Annotated in this window: 13 protein-coding genes; 5 read left to right on the top strand and 8 right to left on the bottom strand. The window is 62.7% G+C overall.

Features of this window, described 5'->3' with window-relative positions:
• The first annotated feature begins 36 nt into the window (after positions 1-36).
• From AAFO92_RS11770 to AAFO92_RS11750, 5 genes are all read left to right on the top strand, one after another.
• Positions 37-1,413, top strand: coding sequence for a PLP-dependent aminotransferase family protein (locus AAFO92_RS11770; protein WP_347535281.1), 1,377 nt, complete (start codon positions 37-39; stop codon positions 1,411-1,413).
• A 114-nt stretch (positions 1,414-1,527) separates the two neighbouring features.
• Positions 1,528-3,516, top strand: coding sequence for an acyltransferase family protein (locus tag AAFO92_RS11765; RefSeq protein WP_347535279.1), 1,989 nt, complete (start codon positions 1,528-1,530; stop codon positions 3,514-3,516).
• A 206-nt stretch (positions 3,517-3,722) separates the two neighbouring features.
• Positions 3,723-4,187, top strand: coding sequence for a 50S ribosomal protein L13 (rplM, locus tag AAFO92_RS11760; RefSeq protein WP_347535277.1), 465 nt, complete (start codon positions 3,723-3,725; stop codon positions 4,185-4,187).
• A complete protein-coding gene (rpsI, locus tag AAFO92_RS11755) occupies positions 4,187-4,681 on the top strand; it encodes a 30S ribosomal protein S9 (protein WP_347535275.1) in 495 nt (164 codons plus the stop codon). The genes rplM and rpsI overlap by 1 nt, the downstream gene beginning before the upstream one ends.
• Positions 4,682-4,803: 122 nt before the next feature.
• Positions 4,804-6,795 (top strand): acyltransferase family protein, encoded by a 1,992-nt coding sequence (locus tag AAFO92_RS11750; RefSeq protein WP_347535273.1) that lies wholly within the window; start codon positions 4,804-4,806, stop codon positions 6,793-6,795.
• A 19-nt stretch (positions 6,796-6,814) separates the two neighbouring features.
• On the opposite strand, the gene AAFO92_RS11745 is transcribed toward AAFO92_RS11750, so the two are convergent.
• The 8 genes from AAFO92_RS11745 to guaA form a co-directional block, all read right to left on the bottom strand.
• Positions 6,815-7,432: a TetR/AcrR family transcriptional regulator gene (locus AAFO92_RS11745; RefSeq protein ID WP_347535271.1), complete on the bottom strand. Its 618-nt coding sequence runs from the start codon at positions 7,430-7,432 to the stop codon at positions 6,815-6,817.
• The gene (ppk2, locus tag AAFO92_RS11740; RefSeq protein WP_347535269.1) at positions 7,425-8,294 is read right to left on the bottom strand and encodes a polyphosphate kinase 2; all 870 of its coding nucleotides are present in this window, start codon (positions 8,292-8,294) and stop codon (positions 7,425-7,427) included. Before ppk2 ends, AAFO92_RS11745 begins: the two co-directional genes overlap by 8 nt.
• A gap of 52 nt (positions 8,295-8,346) precedes the next feature.
• Positions 8,347-9,324: an alpha/beta hydrolase gene (locus tag AAFO92_RS11735; protein WP_347535267.1), complete on the bottom strand. Its 978-nt coding sequence runs from the start codon at positions 9,322-9,324 to the stop codon at positions 8,347-8,349.
• Positions 9,325-9,327: 3 nt separating this feature from the next.
• The gene (metA, locus tag AAFO92_RS11730; RefSeq protein ID WP_347535265.1) at positions 9,328-10,272 is read right to left on the bottom strand and encodes a homoserine O-succinyltransferase; all 945 of its coding nucleotides are present in this window, start codon (positions 10,270-10,272) and stop codon (positions 9,328-9,330) included.
• A 75-nt stretch (positions 10,273-10,347) separates the two neighbouring features.
• Entirely contained in the window at positions 10,348-11,205 is an 858-nt protein-coding gene (locus tag AAFO92_RS11725; protein WP_347535263.1) for an ATPase, read from the bottom strand.
• A gap of 123 nt (positions 11,206-11,328) precedes the next feature.
• Positions 11,329-12,399: a hypothetical protein gene (locus AAFO92_RS11720; RefSeq protein ID WP_347535261.1), complete on the bottom strand. Its 1,071-nt coding sequence runs from the start codon at positions 12,397-12,399 to the stop codon at positions 11,329-11,331.
• Between the two features lie 145 nt (positions 12,400-12,544).
• Complete coding sequence (locus AAFO92_RS11715) at positions 12,545-13,372, bottom strand: DMT family transporter (RefSeq protein ID WP_347535671.1); 828 nt, start codon at positions 13,370-13,372, stop codon at positions 12,545-12,547.
• A 44-nt stretch (positions 13,373-13,416) separates the two neighbouring features.
• The gene (gene guaA / locus AAFO92_RS11710) at positions 13,417-14,994 is read right to left on the bottom strand and encodes a glutamine-hydrolyzing GMP synthase (protein WP_347535259.1); all 1,578 of its coding nucleotides are present in this window, start codon (positions 14,992-14,994) and stop codon (positions 13,417-13,419) included.
• Positions 14,995-15,083 lie beyond the last annotated feature (89 nt).

Here is a 15,083-nt window from a genome sequence, read left to right as displayed (position 1 = left end):
CAATTTTCGGAACATTGCGTCGAGGAAAAGATTGTAATGAGTACAATGTGGCGGCCGGACCTGTCGAAAGCGGGCAAATCCAAATACCAGGCCCTGGCAAGCGCGCTGCGCAAGGGGATCGCCGACGGGGTGTTGGAAAAAGGCAGCAAGCTGCCGCCTGTTCGCGACCTGGCCTATCGCGCCTCGGTCACGCCGGGGACGGTCGCGCGGGCCTATACGCTGTTGAAGGACGAGGGCCTGCTGGAGGCCGGCGTGGGGCGGGGCACCTTTGTGGCGGACAAGCAGATGCAGTCCGATGAGCCGCATGACTGGCCGGAAACCGTGTCGTTCCGCAGCCCGTGGCTGCCGGATGTCGGGCAGACGGAACTGTTGCGCGATGCCATCCGCTCGGTTGGTGAACAGGCCTGTACGCGCAGCATGATGCGCTATCCCAACGATGTCGATGACCGTCCGCTGCGCGAGACGATGCGCGGCCATCTGGCCGGGCTGCCGATCGGCAATTTTGCCGCGGATGACATTGTATTGGCACATGGCGCCCAGAACGCGATGCTGGCGGTCTTGCAAACGGTGCTCGAAGGGCCCGAACCGGTTGTGCTGATCGAGCAGCACGCCTATCCGGGCTTTCGCCGCGCCGCCGAGCTGTGCCGGGCGCGGGTCGTGGCCGTGGAATGCGACGCCGAAGGGCCGCTGCCGGATGCGCTGGAGGAGGCCGCGCGGAGGCATCGCGCGCAGGTCTTCCTGACCTCGGCCGAGGTGAACAACCCGACCCTGCGCCGCACCACCCTGCGCCGCCGTCACGAGGTTGCCGAGGTGGCGCGCCGGCACGGGCTGCACGTCGTCGACGACGATTGCTACAAGCTGACACCCGCAAGCGCCGACAGCTACCGGGCATTGCTGCCGGACCTGGGGTGGTATGTGTCGTCCCTGTCGAAAACCCTGACCCCGGCGCTGAGGGTGGGATGGGCGATCGGGCCGAGGGTCAGGACCAAGGATCTGGTGCGCACGGTCAGCTTTACCTGTTTCGGGCTGGCGCGTCCCCTGACCGAGATCACCAACACCGTGCTGAACGATCCGCGCCTGCATCCGGTGTTGCGCCAGACCCGGGAAAAGCTGGCCGAACGCGTGCGCCTGGCGCTCAATCACCTGGGCGGGCATGACGTGACCTGGCAGGAGGATGTGCCCCTGCTGTGGATTTCGCTGCCCGGAGGCTGGCGGGCCAGCCGGTTTGTCCGCGCGGCGCAGGCCCGGGGCGTGTTGCTGAAATCCTCGGAAGATTTCGTGCTGCGCGACACCCGCGCGCCGCATTCGGTGCGTCTGGCCATCAACGCGCAGGTTGCCGAGGGCTGTTTCGAGGCGGCGGTGGACATCATCCGCGATCTTCTGGACAACCCGCAGGACGAGATATCGGTCTGAGCACCCGCACGGCCCGCGACGGCTTTGATCTTGCCTGGGGGCGGGGGGCGCGATATACCGCCGCGCGCCATGCGCGGCGCGGACAGATACCCAGTTTCGGATAGACGACAGCAGATGAAATACAGGCCGGAGATAGATGGGTTGCGGGCGGTCGCGGTCGTGCCGGTCATCCTGTTTCACGCAGGGTTCGCGGGTTTCAGCGGTGGCTATGTCGGGGTGGACGTGTTTTTCGTCATCAGCGGCTATCTGATCACCACCATCCTGATTTCCGAGCGCGAGGCGGGCACTTATTCGCTGCTTGGCTTCTACGAACGCCGGGCGCGGCGGATCCTGCCGGCGCTGTTTTTCGTGCTGCTCTGCACGGCGCCGCTGGCCTGGCGCTGGATTCCGCCGGACGCGTTCGAGGATTACGCGCGCAGCCTGGCCTTTGCCGCGCTTTTTGCCTCGAACATCCATTTCATCGAACATTCAGGATATTTCGACGCCGCCGCGCAGCTGCGACCGCTCTTGCACACCTGGAGCCTGGCGGTGGAAGAGCAGTATTACCTGCTGTTCCCGCTGGTGCTGTGGGCGCTTGGGCAGTTCGTGCGCATCAAGTTCCTGATCGTGTTTCTGGGTCTCTCGGCGGTCTCGCTGGGAATTGCCGAATGGGGGCTGCGCAACTATCCGCTGGAGAATTTCTTCTTCACCCCTTCGCGGCTGTGGGAACTGCTGGCGGGGTCGATCTGTGCCGTCCTTCTGATTGGCCGGGCGCAGCCGCGCAATGACCTGCTGGCCCTGGCCGGGCTGGCGATGATCCTGTTCTGCGTGGTCTCTTACGGTACCGGCGTCAGGTTTCCGTCGCTCTATACGCTGGTGCCGGTCGTTGGGTCGATGCTGATCATCCTCTTTGCCGATGGCCGTTCAGTGACCGGGCGTTTGCTGTCGCTGCGCCCGATGGTGGGGATCGGGCTGGTCAGCTACAGCGCCTATCTGTGGCACCAGCCGCTGTTCGTGTTCGCGCGTTTCCAGAGCGTGACGGAACCACCGGCATGGCTGATCTGGGCGCTGATCCTGCTGACGCTGGCGCTGGCCTGGCTGACCTGGAAATTCGTCGAGGCGCCGTTTCGCCGGCGGGCGCTGCTGGCGGGCCGGTCCCGGCTGTTCCTGGCATCTGCCCTGGGCATCGTCGCCTTTGCCGGTTTCGGATTCTGGGGGGATCTGAGCAAGGGGATGCCGGGACGGCTGAAGACCTTCGGCTCGGACGAGCTGATCGCGCTCAACGCGCAGCTTGGCGAGTGGCGCCAGCAGGATAATTGCATCGAGGACGCGCCGCTGCCGGGCCAGCTTTGCACCATCGTTGCGCCGGACAATCCACAAGGCCGGGTGGCCCTGCTGGGTGACAGCCACGCGCAGGCGATGCTGCCCGCCTTTGCCGACCTGGCGCGAGGCGCCGACCTGACCCTGTTGCGCGGGGTGGGCGCCGCCTGTCCGCCGCTCCTGGGGGTCTATCTGACCTATGCCCGCCACGACGCGCGGGATTGTTTCAATACCACGCAGGCCTTTGCCCAGGATGTCCTGGCGCGCGAGGTTGATACCGTGTTTCTGGTCGCCCGCTGGAGCCTTTATGCCAGCGGGAATTTCTCGGGCGAGGATGGCGGTTTCACGGTCAGCGAGACATTGGATAACCCGTCGCAGAGCCGGGAAGGATGGCAGGCCGCCTTCGAGGCGGGTGTGCACCGAATGCTGGCCCATTATCGCGCGGCCGGTCTGCGCGTGATCGTGATCCCGGAGGTGCCGCAGCAGAGGATCTTTCCCGAAAACATCCTGTGGCAGTCCATGCTGAGCGATGCCGGTCCTGATGCAGCAAAACATCGCTTCGCGCGGAGTTTCATCGAGCAAAACGAGTTCGACGCGCTTGCAGGCTATGCCAATCGGGTCCTGTCAGAGGCCGCCGCCGCACATGGCGCCGAAATCCTGCCCCTGAACGGGATCTTCGCGCAGGGCGCCCGTTATGCCTGGTTCAAGGATGGCGAAGTGCTGTTCCGCGATACCGATCACCTGACCCTGCGCGGTGCATTGCACGTCGTGCCACGGATTACCGACGGTTATTTGCGGCAATAGCAGGCGCAAATCGGCGCTCTGACGGGTTCGCATGAAAACGCCACAGAATTGGGGTAAAATGATACCTATTTCGCAAGCTGATGTTTTTAAACACTTTAAACGAACAAGGGGGACTTGACGTGACGATGTGACCCTTTATAACCCGCCCATCAAAAACAGGAATGGGCGCCCGTCCGTTCCGCCAAGTCAACCGATGGTTACACCTTATGAAAACATTCTCTGCAACTCCGGCAGATATCGACAAGAAATGGATCCTGATCGACGCCGAGGGCGTTGTTCTGGGCCGTCTTGCCTCGATCATCGCCATGCGCCTGCGCGGCAAGCACAAGGCGTCGTTCACGCCGAACATGGATATGGGCGACAACGTCATCGTCATCAATGCCGAAAAGGTCCAGCTGACCGGCGACAAGCGTGAAAAGCCGAACTACTGGCATACCGGCCATCCCGGCGGAATCAAATCACGCACCACCGGTGAGATCCTGGAAGGCGCCCATCCCGAGCGTGTCGTCATGCAGGCGGTCAAGCGGATGCTGCCGGGCAACCGCCTGGCGCGCAAGCAAATGACCAACCTGCGCGTCTATGCCGGCGCTGAGCATCCGCACGAGGCGCAAAGCCCCGAAGTGCTGGATGTGAAATCCATGAATTCCAAGAACACCCGGGTGGCAATCTGATGGCTGAAGAAATCAACTCTCTCGAAGGTCTGGAAGCGGTCGCCGAAGGTGTTACCGCCGAGGCCGTTGCTGAAACCGCCGAGCCGCGCGAGCCCGTCCGTGACGAACTGGGCCGGTCCTATGCCACTGGCAAGCGCAAGGACGCGGTGGCCCGCGTCTGGATCAAGCCCGGATCGGGCAAGGTCGAGGTCAACGGCAAGGAAATGGACGCGTATTTCGCGCGTCCCGTGCTGCAGATGATCCTGCGCCAGCCGTTCTCGGTCGCCGGTGTCGAGGATCAGTTCGACGTTCAGGCCACCGTCAAGGGTGGCGGTCTGTCGGGGCAGGCCGGTGCGGTCAAGCACGGCATCTCGAAGGCGCTGCAGCTATATGATCCGTCCCTGCGCGGTGCGCTCAAGGCGGCCGGTTTCCTGACCCGTGACAGCCGCGTCGTCGAGCGGAAGAAATACGGTAAGCGCAAGGCGCGCCGGAGCTTCCAGTTCTCGAAACGCTAAGGCGGGCGACTGCCAATGTGACTACGAGGAGGCGCCGAGGACAGACCCCGGCGCCTTCTTGTACTTCTGGCCCAAGGGTGTTCGGGGGGATCATCCAGCCAGTATTGTAGCTGAGACGTTTGATGAAGTACCGTCCAGAAATAGATGGCTTGCGCTCGGTCGCGGTTTTGCCGGTTATTCTGTTTCATGCCGGGTTTTCGCTGTTCAGCGGCGGCTATGTCGGCGTGGACGTGTTTTTTGTCATCAGCGGCTATCTGATTACCTCCATCCTGATCAACGAGCGCGAAAACGGCACCTATTCGCTGCTGGGGTTCTACGAGCGTCGGGCGCGGCGGATTCTGCCGGCGCTGTTCTTCGTGCTGATCTGCACCATCCCCTTCGCCTGGCGCTGGATCCCACCGGACCCGTTCGAGGACTACGCCCGCAGCCTGAGCTATGCGGCGATGTTCATATCGAACATCCACTTTCTTGAAAAATCGTCCTATTTCGATGTTGGCGCCGAGTTCCGCCCGCTCTTGCACACCTGGAGCCTGGCGGTGGAAGAGCAGTATTACCTGCTGTTCCCGCTGGTCCTGTGGGCGCTTGGGCAGTTCATGCGCACCAAGTTCCTGATCGTCTTTCTGATCCTCTCGGCCCTGTCGCTGGCGCTGGCGGAATGGGGGTGGCGCAACTACCCGACCGAGAACTTCTTTTTCTCGCCCTCGCGCCTGTGGGAGTTGCTGGCCGGGTCGATCTGTGCCGCGCTGCTGTTCAACCGCGCGCAGATGCGCAGCGAGCTGGGCGCGCTGCTGGGGCTGGGGCTGATCCTCTACAGCATCGTCTTTTTCGACGGGAGCCTGCCGTTTCCGTCGGTCTATACCGTGGTACCGGTTCTGGGGACGGCGCTGATCATCCTGTTCGCCGCGAAAGGCACCATGGTGGCGCGGTTCCTGTCGCTGGGGCCGATGGTGGCGGTAGGGCTGATCAGCTACAGCGCCTATCTGTGGCATCAGCCGCTTTTCGTCTTCGCGCGTATCCGCAGTGTATCCGAACCTTCGCTCTGGCTGATGAGCTCCCTCGCGGTGGCGTCGCTGCTGCTGGCCTGGTTCAGCTGGCGGTTTGTCGAAACCCCGTTCCGGCGCCGCGACTGGTTTCCCGAGCGCAGGCCGCTGCTGCTGGCCAGTGTCGCCGGGATCGTCGTCTTTGCCGGGTTCGGCACCTGGGGGGATGTCACCAAGGGATTGCCGTTTCGGGTCGAGGAAAGAGAACCGGGGCTGATGACGACCTGGCGCGAGCAGCTCTATGAAACCCGCCAGCGCGACATCTGCAAGGATAAGCAGGCAATTGTCGAAGGCCGGCTGTGCGCGGTCTACGATCCCGAGGCACCGGCCGCCAGGATCGCATTGCTGGGGGACAGCCACGCCCAATCCATTCTGGCGGCTTTCGACCAGGTCTCGCAGGATCATGACGTGACCGTGCTGCGCGGCGTGCGGGCGGCCTGTCCGCCGCTTCTGGGGGTTTACCTTTCCAGCGGCGGGGCCGAATCGCTGATCTGCAGCAACATCGCCCATCACCTGGCGAACCAGGCGGTGGTTCAGGGGGTCGAGACGGTCTTTATCGCCTCGCGCTGGAGCCTTTATGCCAGCGGCGATTACAGCGGGGAGGAGGACGAATTCGCGCTGACGCAGACTGCCGGTGTCAGGGTCAGCTCCGAGGAGGAGCGCCGCGCCAATTTCGAGGCCGGGCTGGAAAAGACCGTTGCCTTCTACCGCGAGGCCGGAATTCGCGTTATCCTGATCGCGCAGGTGCCGCAGCAATGGGTCCTGCCGGAAAACGTGTTGCTGCAGGCCATTCTGCAGGGCCTCACACCTGAACAGGCCCGCGAGAAATTCAAGGCCAGCTACATCAAGCGCGCGCAGCATGACGCATTGGTCGCCTATGCCGACAGCGTGTTGGCGCGCATGGCCCAGCAGGAGGGTGTCGAACTGTTGTCGCTGACCGACTTCTTCGTCGAGGGCGACAGCTATGCCTGGTTCCTCGGGGACACGGTGCTGTACCGCGACAGCGACCACCTTTCGACCCGGGGCGCGATCGCGGTCGGTCCGCTGGTCTCGGCAGGGTACGGCAGGCGTTAGCGCCGGGCGGCGCCGGTGATCACGCGTCGGGCGGCAGGATGCCCAGACCCCGCAGATAGACGCCGATCCCGGTTTCCAGAAGATCTTCGGGCGGGAACGGGCTTTGCGTGCCGGGGCTGTTGCGCGCGAAGAGTTCCACGACACCGTGGCTGAGCGCCCAGATATGGGCAGAAAACATCGCCGGGGGCGGGCGCTTTTCCGGCGGGATGTGCTGGCTCAGCTCTTCGGCGGCGCGTTCCAGCACCTTGCGCGCGCGGGCCGAGATCGCGGCCAGTTCGGGGGTGCGGTTTACCGAGATCCCGCTTTCGAACATGGCGATGTAATGGCCGGGATAGCGGCGGGCGAAGGCCAGGTAGGCGCGGCCCGTCGCCTCGAACGAGGCCAGCGCCGAGGGCTGGCCCGTCTCGTAGGCGTGCTGCATCAGGTCGGCAAAAACCTCATAGCCCTGGCGCGCGGCTTCGGCGATCAGGTCTTCGCGCCCCTCGAAATGCCGGTAGACCGCGGCGGGGGTGACCCCCGCCTGCTTGGCGGCCTCGGACAGGGTAAAGCCGGTCGGCCCCCGCGCCTCGATCAGCTTCAGCACGGCCTCGACCAGCGCCTGGCGCAGGTTGCCATGATGATAGCCGCGCTTAGGCATCCCAGATCTCGGGGCCGGCGCAGACGGAGCCATCTGTTTCACCGATCGCGCCCGTTTCCTTGTGCGCATAGTCGACCGACTGCAGCAGGTGCCGTATGGCTGACAGCCGCGCGCGGCGCTTGTCATCGGACCGGATCACCGTCCAGGGGGCGACGGATGTATGGGTGCGCTCCAGCGTTTCACGGATGGCGGCGCTGTATTCTTCCCATTTCTTAAGCCCCTCCACGTCAATCCGGCTGAGTTTCCACTGCTTCAGCGGATCGCTCTCGCGCCTGAGGAACCGGCGCAGCTGCTCGGCCCGCCCGACATTCAGCCAGAATTTGACAAGGATGATCCCCTCATCCACCAGCATCTTTTCGAAATCCGGCGCCTGGGTGAAGAAATGTTCGCGCTGGTCGTCGGTGCAGAACCCAAACACCTTTTCCACGACACCGCGATTATACCAGCTGCGATCATAGAACACGATTTCCCCGCCCGCGGGCAGGTGATCGATATAGCGTTGGAAATACCATTGGGTCGCTTCCGCCTCGGTTGGTTTCGACAGGGCCACCACGCGCGCGCCGCGCGGGTTGAGGTTTTCGCGGAAACGCTTGATCGTGCCGCCCTTGCCAGCAGCATCGCGGCCCTCGAACACCATCGCGACGCGCGCACCGCTTTGCTTGACCCAGGACTGCATCTTGACCAGTTCGATCTGCAGCCGGGCGATGTCGCGCTCGTAGGCCTTGCGTGGCATCCGTTCGGAATGGGGGTAGGAAGCATCCAGGACATCGCCTTTTTCCGCCCGCTGGATGGCGTTGCGCACATTTGCCGGTGCGTCATTCCTGAAATAGGCGCTGATGGCCCCGTCAAACGGCAGTTTCATGAGCCCCTCCTGTTTTCCGGGCACTATGGCGGGTCTGTGTGTCAGGTGCAATCTAACGACGCAACCCGGCGCGCGCAGCGGCACGGTCGATCGCGGCCAGCACCTCGGCCTTGGCCACGTGATGGGGCATATGGCCGATGCCCGGCAGGCGGGTCAGGCGGGCGCGCGGCGCCTGTGTCACCAGTTTCTCGGCATGGATCTCTATGGGTACGGTATCGTCCGCCGTGCCATGCACGATTTCCAGCGGCATCGTCAGCCGGGTGGCGTAGTGCTGCTCCATCTCGACGATATGCGGGCGCAGGCTTCGGACCTGCTGGCCGTTGGCGCGCAGGGCCTCGCGGCGCAGGCTGAGTTCGCCGCCGATATGATCGACATACCCTTCGGGCGGCTTCTGCGGGCCAAAGACCGAGGCCACGGCCGTATCGATGCGCGCCTCCGGCGCCAGCGCCGTAATCAACGGCACCACGGTTGCACCGCCCAGGGCAGAGCCGGTGACCTTGTAGAGCCGGTCCAGCTCTCCGGGCCAGGGGTTCGACACGCCGCCCAGCGTGACCAGCGCCGCTGTCTGCTCGGGCTGGCCGAGCCCCCAGGCAAGCGCCACCGCGCCGCCATAGGAATGACCCACGACGATGGGGCGCGTGACCCCCAGTTCGGCGGCGGCCTTTTGCAGCAGGGCGGCCTGTTCAGCGGGGCTTTCGCCCCTGGTGTTGCCCAGCCCGCCATAGCCCGGCAACCGGTCGGTCCAGCCGTGGCCCGGCCTGTCAAAGGCGATCACCCGATAGCGGCCGGCCAGCTGATCGGTCAGGGCAAAGGTGAAATCGCGCAGGTTGCCGCCCGCGCCGTGGATCAGCACCAGATCAGGCCCCGCCCCCTGTACCCAGGCGTGAACGCGGGTGCCGCCCACATCGATAAACTGTCCGACCGGCGGGTAGCTGCTGCGCGCCGTGGCCTCGCGCCGCTCTGCCAGAACCGAACATCCGGCGATCAGCGCGATCAGAAGAAGCAGCATGGCCTTGATCGCGAGGCTCATGGCTCAGGCCCGCAAATCGGTGCTTTCCAGCCCGATCTTCGAGATATCGAACGGCGTGGTCTCGTAGATCTCGGAAATCCAGTTGCCATAGAGCAGATGCGCATGGCTGCGCCAGCGGTTGAGCGGCGGCTTGGTCGGGTCATCCCCGGGATAATAGTTACACGGCACGTTGATCGGCGCACCGGCTGCGACATCACGATCATATTCCTGTTTTAGTGTGTCGCTGTCATATTCCAAGTGGTTGAAGATATAGAGCGCGCGATGGGCGGGGTCCTCGACCAGGCAGGGACCGACCTCATCGCTGAACAAAAGCGTGTTGAGGCCGCTGGCGGCGTCGATCTCGGGCTGAAGCATCTCGGTCCAGCGACTGACCGGGATCACGCAATCATCGGAAAACCCGCGCAGGTAAGGCGAGGCAGGCGCCATGTTGCGATGCCGGAAACAGCCGAACGCCTTGTGCGGCAGGATATGTTTCCTGACCCCGTGGAAATGGTTGATCATCCCCATCCCGCCCCAGCAGACACCGAAGGTGGAATGCACATGGGTCTGGGTCCAGTCGAACACCTGGCGAAGCTCGTCCCAGTAGGTGACCTTGTCGAATTCCAGATGTTCGATCGGCGCGCCGGTGATCAGCAGCCCGTCGAATTTCTCGCCGCTGGCGATGACCTCGGAAAACGGGCGATAGAAACTGGCCATATGTTCGGCCGCGGTGTTGCGGGTCCGATGCCCGCTCATGCGGATCAGGCTCAGCTCGATCTGCAGGGGCGTTGCACCGATCAGCCGGGCAAACTGGTTTTCCGTCTGGATTTTCTTGGGCATCAGGTTCAGCAGTCCGATGCGCAGGGGGCGGATGTCCTGGCGGGCGGCCTGATCCTCGTCCATCACCATGACGCCTTCGCGCGTGAGCACGTCATAGGCGGGCAGGTTGGCGGGGATCTTGATCGGCATTGAATCTGTCCTGTCTGGCTGAGCCGAAGAGATAGGCGTATTTCTGCCCGAGTTCCAGTGGCGGTGTTCGGGGCGTCAGCGCGCGTCAAGCGCGGCGGCGATCATCGCATCGAAATCTGCGGCGGTGTCGACGGCGGCAACCTGATCCGCCGTGACGCTGACCCCCCATTTGACCATCGCCTGATAACGCGGCTGGCGATGGGCAAGGGCGCGGGCATAGGTCCAGCGGATAAAGGAATTAGGGTCAACTTCATCTGGTGAGCATTTGTTTTCACTCAGATATTCATTCCAGGCGCCGATCAGGAATTCCGGTTGGTAGGCCATCGGCTTCGGGGCGCGGTCAAACCGGCGGATCAGCTCCTGGGTATGGGCCTCGGTGCCTTCGATATGCACCAGCAGGCAGTGCTGCGACAGTTCCGTCAGCAGCGGATCATCCGGATCGTCGCCGTCAGCCCATTCGCAGATCGACCCGCCCGTATCGCAGATGAAGTTCGGGTAGCCATAAAGTGATTGCGCGCGAGCGATGAAATGCCCGGTGTCGTTCAGCGCGGCAATCTCGGCGGTGCGGAACTGTTCCTGGCGCTGGCGGTATTCGTCGATCGGCATTCCGCCCTTGGCCGGATCACCGGGTTTGCCCAGGTAGGTCGAGACCGGCGAGAGATTGTTGAACGTGATGTTGGAGCCGATATAGATCGAATCCGACAGCAGCAGCTCGCGCAGGAACGGTACCTTCATCGCGTGCGCCTTGGCGTTGTCGGCGATCAGTTCCCCCATGTAGCGGGTGCCGATGCGATAATCTATCGAGTAGTGAAACCAGTCGCCCTGGGCGCGCAGCATGTTCGACAGGTGGGTCTTGCCCACGCCCGACATGCCATAAAAAAGCACGCGCTTATGCGGTGCGTTCAACCAGTCCTGTGCCGATTTGTAGATCATCGCCTGTCCCTTTTTGAGCTTTCGTACAAAGCAGGGCATGGTGGGTCAAATGCTTAGCGACGGCTGGCACGAAAAAACCCGCCCGGAAGCCAGGCGGGTTCTGATGCTGACATGTGACGGAGGTCAGAAGCGGAAGCCGACCTTGACGCCGGCGGCAATCGCATCGTTGTCCGTGAAATTGGCGCCGATGCTTGTGCGTGCCCCGCCGATATCAAAGTATTTGACACCGGTGGTCACTTCCCAGCCTTCTTTCTGGTATTTCATGGCAACGCCAACGCTGGTGAAACCGTCCTTGCCGGACAGGTTGCCGACGACATCGCCCTGATCTTCCTCGTAGCCGATCGTGAAAGCGCCCGACCAGTTCTCGTTGAAGCGCTGACCGATGCCCACTTCGTAGGTCCAGATATCGGAGGGTTCGCTGGCGATGGCCACGGCCCCGCCGAGGAAGTCCAGAGGACGAATTTCGAAGGCGGTCCATTCCTGCCAGCGGACCGAACCGAAGATCAGCGTGTTCTGCGCGATGCCGCTTTGCGCGTGAAGGGTCACGGCCTGCGGAATGGTCACGTCAAAATTCGTGCCGGTGTTGTCGATAAAGCTGTGCTCGATCTCGGATTCGTAGGTCAGGGCGACCTTCATCGCGATGGCGGGGATCTGATAGGCACCGCCGACGACATAGCCCAGGCGGAAATCCTGATCGACATTCAGGTTATAGACCGGCGGCAGCGGCAGACCAGCCGTACGAATTGCCAGATTGCCGGTCAGACCCTGCAGCCGCAGGCCGCCATATGCGCTGACACGTTCGCTGAAATTGTACTTCACGTAACCGGTGACAGCGACCGAGTCGATCGAGGCGCTGGAGCCGGAAAACGGATAGGGTGTACCCGCGACATAGGAGACGTCAGCCCCTACCGGTTCGTTGGCGACAATGGCAAAGGCCCATTGGTCATTGGGCTGGAATTTATAGGCGCCCGAAAAGTTGAGATAGCTCTTCTGAATGCCACCCGAGCCCAACGCTCCACCCAGGAGCGAACCGCTGACATTCGGGCTGACCGACGCTGCGGTGAATTCGACGTAGTTGCGGCCTTCTTCGAACAGGATCTGCGAACGATCCCCATCCCGCATGATACCGCCGGCGTTGGCGGCTCCCGTCGCGGCAATGGTCAGCGCGGTGGCTGCCAGAGCATGTTTCCTCATGTTTCCTCTCCTCCGAAAAACATTGAGGGGATGCTTATAGGCTGTCACGCATTCGTCAAATAATAACGCAGCGTCACAACTAGTTCGGATGTGATAGGTGCTCTGTGCGACACACTTTTAGCGGGAAAAACGGGCAGAATGTGGATTATTTCCTGGTCTCTGACCAGATGTTCAAATAGTTCGCGCCAAAGATTATCATCGCCCCGAAGATGACCAGGGCGTCGATCGGTTCATTGTAGAACAGTGCGCCGATGATCGCGATTACCGGCAGGCGGGCGAAATCCACGGGCGTGACCACGGTGGCCGGCGCGATGGACAGCGCGGTGGTCATGCAGAAATGCGCCACCAGCCCGGCGATGCCGATCACGATCAGCCAGGGTATCGTGGAGGCAGAGGGCAGGGCGATATTGCCATCCGCCCCGGCAAAGACCATCCCAAACACGCTTTGCGTTACGGTCAGGTAGAAAAGGATGCTTGCCAGCGTCGTCAGGCGGGTCAGTTTCTTGGTGAACATGATCGCCCCGGCAAACCCGATGGCGGCGGCGGCGGCTGCCAGCGTACCGGTGCTGACGGTATCGGGGCTGGGCCGGGCAACGATGAGGATGCCGATGAACCCCAGAATCGCCGAGATCGTCCTGATCCGTGTCAATCGTTCGCCCAGGATCAGCGGAGACAGCACCAGCACCCAGAGCGGCGACGTGAACTCGAGCGCGAAGACCTGTGCCAGCGGGATTGCCGTCAGTGCGTAGAACCACAGGTTCTGGCCGGCAAAGTGAAAGCCGTTGCGCACTAGGTGCAGGCGGGTATGTGTCAGCTGGACCTGATGCCATTTGCCCGAAACCGACAGGCACAGCGCGACGATCATCACGCCCACGAAACTGCGATACATCATGATCTCGAACGTATCGAGCTCGAAACTCACCGCGCGTCCGGCCACCGCCATCATCGTGAACGACACGATCGCGCCGATCATCCACAGCGCCGCCTGCAGCGTCTGGCCGCTGTCGGTTCGGGCGGTCACTCCCACTCGATCGTGCCCGGGGGTTTCGAGGTGATGTCATAGGTGACGCGGTTGATGCCCTGGACCTCGTTGATGATCCGCGTGGCGGTTTCGCCTAGGAAATCGTGGCTGAACGGGAAATAATCCGCCGTCATGCCGTCCACGGAGGTGACCGCGCGCAGGGCGCAGGCGAAATCATAGGTGCGCCCGTCGCCCATGACGCCGACGGTGCGTACCGGCAGGATGGCGACAAAGGCCTGCCAGATATCATCGTAGAGCCCGTGTTTGCGAATCTGGTCGATATAGACCGCATCGGCCTTGCGCAGGATCTCCAGCTTGTCGCGGGTGATCTCACCGGGGCAGCGGATGGCCAGGCCTGGGCCGGGAAAGGGGTGGCGGCCAATGAAGCTGTCGGGCAGGCCCAGTTCGCGGCCCAGGGCGCGGACCTCGTCCTTGAACAGCTCGCGCAGCGGCTCGACCAGTTTCAGGCCCATCTTTTCCGGCAGCCCGCCAACATTATGGTGCGATTTGATCGTCACCGACGGCCCGCCCGAGAAGCTGACGGATTCGATCACGTCCGGGTAAAGCGTGCCCTGCGCCAGGAACTCGGCGCCGTCGATCGTGTTGGCATGTTTCTGGAACACGTCGATGAACAGCCGCCCGATGATTTTTCTCTTGGTTTCCGGGTCGCTTACGCCGTCAAGTTCACCCAGAAAAAGTTCGGATTCATCGGCGTGGATCAGCGGGATGTTGTAGTTGTCGCGGAACATCGACACCACCTCATCCGCCTCGTTGAGGCGCAAGAGACCATGATCGACGAAAACGCAGGTCAGTTGGTCGCCGATCGCCTCGTGGATCAATACCGCGGCGACCGAGCTGTCGACCCCGCCGGAAAGTCCGCAGATCACGCGTTTGTCGCCGACCTGTTCGCGGATCTTGCGAATCGCCTCGTCGCGGTAGGCGCCCATCGTCCAGTCACCGGTAAAGCCAGCGGCGCGTATGAAATTTTCGTAGAGAATCTTTCCGTTCGGCGTGTGGTGCACCTCGGGGTGGAACTGGACGGCATAGAAGTTCCGGTCCGGATCGGCCGTGATCGCATAAGGCGCGTTCGGCGAGGTGCCGAAGACGCGGAAACCGGGCGCGAGCTTGCTGACGTGATCGCCGTGGCTCATCCAGACCTGTTCTTTATCGTCGGCGAACCAGCCATCGAGCAGCGGCAAACTGTCGCCAGCCGGCGTCACAAAGGCGCGGCCGAACTCGGCGGTGCCGCCACCGCCGGAAATCTTGCCGCCTTCGACGGTGCCGCCCAGATCCTGCATCATCACCTGTTGCCCGTAGCAGATGCCCAGGATGGGCACGCCAAGAGTGTAGGCGGATTTCGGGGGGCGGGGGCTTCCTTCGCGCACCACTGAATCGGGGCCGCCCGAAAAGATGATGGCCCGAGGGGCGAATTCCGCCAGAAACGCGTCGGTGACATTCTGGTAGGGGTGGATTTCGCAATAGACGTTCAGCTCTCGCAGGCGGCGGGCAATCAGCTGCGTCACCTGGCTGCCGAAGTCGATGATCAGAAGGCGGTCATGGGATGTCTGGCTCATGCTGCTGCTGGTAAACCCGCGTCAAAATCCGCGCAAGCCAAAAGCGGACCAGGCGCGCTGGTAATACACCCGCACGCCGCGCCCCGGTT

The organism is Roseovarius sp. CAU 1744 (assembly GCF_039839345.1).
GTDB lineage: Bacteria > Pseudomonadota > Alphaproteobacteria > Rhodobacterales > Rhodobacteraceae > Roseovarius.
Note: the sequence above shows the minus strand (reverse complement) of the source record. Positions and strands in the feature narration are given on the sequence as shown.